At 43.4% G+C, this 6000-nt stretch carries 2 tRNA genes and 3 rRNA genes; all 5 read right to left on the bottom strand.

The annotated features are described in order from the left end of the window. Positions 1 to 891: 891 nt before the first annotated feature. Positions 892 to 967: transfer RNA gene (locus DR020_RS06640), tRNA-Ala, on the bottom strand. Between the two features lie 6 nt (positions 968 to 973). Continuing rightward, a tRNA-Ile gene (locus DR020_RS06635) sits at positions 974 to 1051 on the bottom strand. Positions 1052 to 1057: 6 nt separating this feature from the next. Next, positions 1058 to 1175 (bottom strand): 5S ribosomal RNA (gene rrf, locus DR020_RS06630). Between the two features lie 67 nt (positions 1176 to 1242). Further along, positions 1243 to 4145, bottom strand: a 23S ribosomal RNA gene (locus tag DR020_RS06625). Between the two features lie 198 nt (positions 4146 to 4343). Beyond that, positions 4344 to 5853 (bottom strand): 16S ribosomal RNA (locus tag DR020_RS06620). Together the 16S, 23S and 5S rRNA genes with 2 tRNA genes alongside form the textbook arrangement of a ribosomal RNA operon. Positions 5854 to 6000 lie beyond the last annotated feature (147 nt).

The following is a 6000-nucleotide window of genomic DNA, read 5'->3' as shown; positions in this document are numbered from 1 at the left end:
AAATTATTTCACTCATTAATTATATTAACTAACAAAACTATACACAGTGTAAAAGAAACATTATCCAATAAAAGACTTAATTAATTTGATTATAACTTTATATTATATAATTTTTAACACTTATTTTCATAAATATTTTTTTATAATATTAAAAGCATTACAATTTAAAACAAAGCATTATATAAGTTTAAACATTTAATTATAAAATAAATTAAAAATGAGCCTAATAATATATAAATTATTAAACTCATACTAAGAATTATATTTTATTTCTATACATAACTAATAACTAATTAATATTATCAGCTTCCAATAAAATTTTTAATAATATATTATTATTAAAGTTTTATCATTAATATTTTTATGATGATTTTCTATTGCATTTAAAAACTCATCATTATACAAATTGCTTGATAAATTTTTTTTTTGCTCCTTAGTAATATATTTTTCCCTTTTAATCCATGATTGTAATATACATCTACACTTTTGAAATTAGAAAAATTTTAAGAGCTCCTTTAGTAATCTTGTTTAAAATTACAATATTGATTTTTCAATTAAATTTAATCCATAATCAATTTACCTATATCATGTAATAAGCTAATTTAGCTAAAACTACTTCATCTATATTTAACTTATTTTTCAGAGTTTATTCTTAAACAATCATAACAAACCCTTATACAATGATATTTCTCAGAACGTTTTAACTTATTAAAAGTATAATTTCATTTTTATCTAAATATTTATTAATATAAGTATAATCAATTTCTTTAAAATTAGAACTTATTGCCCATATAGCTTGCTTAATTCTATATATCATTATTAACTCCTAAAATAAATATTGAATATAACTATTATTTTTATATAAAAAAGAACTACTTAAAGTAGTTCTTTTGGTGGAGGTAAAGAGATTCGAACTCTTGACCCCCTGCGTGCAAGGCAGGTGCTCTCCCAACTGAGCTATACCCCCCAAATATGGTGGACCTTCAGGGACTCGAACCCCCGGACCTACCGGTTATGAGCCGGTTGCTCTAACCAACTGAGCTAAAGATCCATGTAAACCTGGCAACCACTTACTCTCCCACACAGTCTCCCATGCAGTACCATCAGCCTCTAAAAGCTTAACCTTCGTGTTCGGAATGGAAACGGGTGTTACCTTAAAGAGCATTATCACCAGATAATCATGTTATTTATCTGAAAGATATATTCTCTCAAAATTACACTAAGTATTAACATAAAGTTAATTAGGTCAAGCCCTCGACCTATTAGTATCAGTCAGCTAAATATGTTACCATACTTGCACCTCTGACCTATCAACCTTGTGTTCTTCAAGGGGTCTTACTAGCTTATGCTATGGGAAATCTCATCTTGAGGTGGGCTTCACGCTTAGATGCTTTCAGCGTTTATCCCTTCCCGACTTAGCTACCCAGCTGTGCTCCTGGCGGAACAACTGGTACACCAGAGGTCAGTCCATCCCGGTCCTCTCGTACTAAGGACAGCTCCTCTCAAATTTCCTACGCCCGCGACGGATAGGGACCGAACTGTCTCACGACGTTCTGAACCCAGCTCGCGTGCCGCTTTAATGGCGAACAGCCCAACCCTTGGGACCTACTTCAGCCCCAGGATGCGACGAGCCGACATCGAGGTGCCAAACCTCCCCGTCGATGTGGACTCTTGGGGGAGATCAGCCTGTTATCCCCGAGGTAGCTTTTATCCGTTGAGCGATGGCCCTCCCACGAGGTACCACCGGATCACTAAGCCCGACTTTCGTCCCTGCTCCACTTGTGGGTGTCGCAGTCAGGCTCCCTTCTGCCTTTGCACTCTTCGAACGATTTCCGACCGTTCTGAGGGAACCTTTGGGCGCCTCCGTTACTTTTTAGGAGGCGACCGCCCCAGTCAAACTGCCCACCTAACAATGTCCTGTGACCAGATTCATGGCCGCCAGTTAGAACTTCAGTACTATCAGGGTGGTATCCCAACGTCGACTCCACTAAGGCTGACGCCCTAGTCTCTCAGTCTCCCACCTATCCTGTACAGACAATACCGAAATTCAATGCTAAGCTACAGTAAAGCTCTACGGGGTCTTTCCGTCCAATCGCGGGTAACCAGCATCTTCACTGGTACTACAACTTCGCCGGATTTGCAGTTGAGACAGTGCTCAAGTCATTACGCCATTCGTGCGGGTCAGAACTTACCTGACAAGGAATTTCGCTACCTTAGGACCGTTATAGTTACGGCCGCCGTTTACTGGGGCTTAAGTTCACACCTTCGCTTACGCTAAGTGTTCCCCTTAACCTTCCAGCACCGGGCAGGCGTCAGCCCCTATACATCAGCTTACGCTTTAGCAGAGACCTGTGTTTTTGCTAAACAGTTGCTTGAGCCTATTCTCTGCGGCCTACTCTCATAGGCATCCCTTATTGCTAACTTACGGGATCAATTTGCCGAGTTCCTTAACTGCAATTCTTCCGCCGGCCTTAGGATTCTCTCCTCACCTACCTGTGTCGGTTTGCGGTACGGGCACTACTTCTCTCTCTAGACGCTTTTCTTGGCAGCGTGGAATCATGTACTTCGGTTCCGTAGAACCTTCCCCATAACATCTCATCATTATTACAACGGATTTGCCTATTGTAACTGACTAAATGCTTAGACTAGCATCCAATAGCTAGCACACACTATCCTCCTGCGTCACGCCATCGATAATAACGATGGTAGTGGTACTGGAATATCAACCAGTTGTCCATCACCTACGCCTTTCGGCCTCGGCTTAGGTCCCGACTAACCCTCAGCGGACGAGCCTTCCTGAGGAAACCTTAGGTATTCGGCCTGTAGGATTCTCACCTACATCTCGCTACTAATGCCAACATTCTCACTCGTAATCAGTCCACCACTCCTTACGGTATGACTTCAGCCCGATTACGACGCTCCTCTACCGCTTGAATAAATTCAAGCCCGTAGCTTCGGTGGTAAGTTTTAGCCCCGAACATCTTCGGCGCAGGATCTCTCGACTAGTGAGCTATTACGCACTCTTTTAATGAGTGGCTGCTTCTAAGCCAACATCCTAGTTGTCTTAGAAATCCCACATCCTTTTCCACTTAACTTACACTTTGGGACCTTAGCTGACGATCTGGGCTGTTTCCCTTTTGACCACGGATCTTATCATTCGTAGTCTGACTGCCGAACTTATAGTATATGGCATTCGGAGTTTGATAAGGTTCGGTAAGCGCTATGCCCCCTAGCCCATTCAGTGCTCTACCTCCATTACTCATATTCGACGCTAGCCCTAAAGCTATTTCGAGGAGAACCAGCTATCTCCGAGTTCGATTGGAATTTCTCCGCTATCCACAGCTCATCCCATGCTTTTTCAACAGCAACGTGGTTCGGTCCTCCACGAGGTTTTACCCTCGCTTCAACCTGGCCATGGATAGGTCACCCGGTTTCGGGTCTACGACATGCAACTAGTTGCCCTATTAAGACTTGGTTTCCCTTCGGCTCCGTACCTTAAGTACTTAACCTTGCTACATATCGTAACTCGTTGGCTCGTTCTACAAAAAGCACATCATCGCACACATAAGGTGCTTTGATCGGTTGTAGACATATGGTTTCAGGTTCTATTTCACTCCCCTCCCGGGGTTCTTTTCACCTTTCCCTCACGGTACTGCTTCACTATCGGTCATCAGGTAGTATTTAGCCTTGGGAGGTGGTCCTCCCTGCTTCCCACAAGGTTTCACGTGTCTCGTGGTACTCTGGATTAGAACTTGATTACTCTAACTTTCATTTACAGGACTATTACCTTCTACGGTAGAGCTTTCCAACTCTCTTCAATTAGTTATAGTTTCTCGTTATGTTCTATCCACAACCCCGGAAACAAGTTTCCGGTTTGGGCTCTTTCCCTTTCGCTCGCCGCTACTTAGAAAATCGATTTTTCTTTCTCTTCCTCTAGGTACTTAGATGTTTCAGTTCCCTAGGTTTACCCTCGTTAACCTATTTATTCAGTTAACGATACATGGGGTTTCCCATGTGAGTTTCCTCATTCGGAAATCTTTGGATCTCAGACTATGTGCGTCTACCCAAAGCTTATCGCAGCTTATCACGTCCTTCGTCGGCTCCTGATGCCAAGGCATTCACCATACGCCCTTTGTAGCTTGACCTTTGTTTCTATCTTTTAGATAGTTGCAATCAATTTTACAAAGAATAGTAAATTTAATTGGCTTTACTCTATTTATTAATACTTATGTGTAATTTTCAAAGAACATAATTTTGAAAGAACTTAGTCTTTCAAAATTAAACAGATATTTAAGAAGCATTCTTTATTATCATCTTAGTTTTCCTAAGATGTTCTTCCTTAGAAAGGAGGTGATCCAGCCGCAGGTTCTCCTACGGCTACCTTGTTACGACTTCACCCCAATCGCTGACCCTACCTTCGGCCGCTGCCTCCTTACGGTTAGCTTACGGACTTCGGGTATTGCCAACTCTCATGGTGTGACGGGCGGTGTGTACAAGACCCGGGAACGTATTCACCGCGACATTCTGATTCGCGATTACTAGCAACTCCAGCTTCATGTAGGCGAGTTTCAGCCTACAATCCGAACTGAGACAAGTTTTTGAGTTTTGCTCCACTTCACAGTATTGCTTCTCTTTGTACTTGCCATTGTAGCACGTGTGTAGCCCTAGACATAAGGGGCATGATGATTTGACGTCATCCCCACCTTCCTCCCGGTTAACCCGGGCAGTCTCGCTAGAGTGGTCAACTTAATGGTACCAACTAACAATAAGGGTTGCGCTCGTTGCGGGACTTAACCCAACATCTCACGACACGAGCTGACGACAACCATGCACCACCTGTGTTCCTGTTCCCGAAGGAACTTCCCACATTACTGGTAATTCAGGACATGTCAAATCTAGGTAAGGTTCTTCGCGTTGCTTCGAATTAAACCACATGCTCCGCTGCTTGTGCGGGTCCCCGTCAATTCCTTTGAGTTTTAATCTTGCGACCGTACTCCCCAGGCGGAATACTTAATGCGTTAGCGGCGGCACAGAGGCTTGGGGCCCCTACACCTAGTATTCATCGTTTACGGCGTGGACTACCAGGGTATCTAATCCTGTTTGCTCCCCACGCTTTCGAGCCTCAGCGTCAGTTACAGTCCAGAGAATCGCCTTCGCCACTGGTGTTCTTCCTAATCTCTACGCATTTCACCGCTACACTAGGAATTCCATTCTCCTCTCCTGCACTCTAGATATCCAGTTTGGAATGCAGCTCCCAAGTTAAGCTCGGGTATTTCACATCCCACTTAAATATCCGCCTACGCTCCCTTTACGCCCAGTAAATCCGGATAACGCTTGCCACCTACGTATTACCGCGGCTGCTGGCACGTAGTTAGCCGTGGCTTCCTCCTTAGGTACCGTCATTATCGTCCCTAAAGACAGAGCTTTACAATCCGAAGACCTTCATCACTCACGCGGCGTTGCTGCATCAGGGTTTCCCCCATTGTGCAATATTCCCCACTGCTGCCTCCCGTAGGAGTCTGGACCGTGTCTCAGTTCCAATGTGGCCGATCACCCTCTCAGGTCGGCTACGCATCGTCGCCTTGGTGAGCCGTTACCTCACCAACTAGCTAATGCGCCGCGGGCCCATCTCATAGCGGATTGCTCCTTTGATTGTTAAAAGATGCCTTTCAACAATGTTATGCGGTATTAATCTTCCTTTCGGAAGGCTATTCCCCTCTATGAGGCAGGTTGCCCACGTGTTACTCACCCGTCCGCCGCTAGAAAAGCTCCGAAGAACTTTTCTCGCTCGACTTGCATGTGTTAAGCACGCCGCCAGCGTTCATCCTGAGCCAGGATCAAACTCTCAAATTAAAATATACTAATTTCTTAGTTATTATTTGAGTTTAATCTACTCATATTACTTATAAAAGGATTGCTGGTTTACTTAAATTATCTGTTTAATTTTCAAAGACCATTGTTTTTCTTTTTTCTTTGTCGCCCTCAAGCGACTTCTTTATC

This window comes from Sarcina ventriculi, from assembly GCF_900456775.1.
Lineage (GTDB): Bacteria > Bacillota > Clostridia > Clostridiales > Clostridiaceae > Sarcina > Sarcina ventriculi.
The sequence above is the reverse complement of the archived record's forward strand: the minus strand, read 5'-3'. Positions and strand labels throughout refer to the sequence as shown.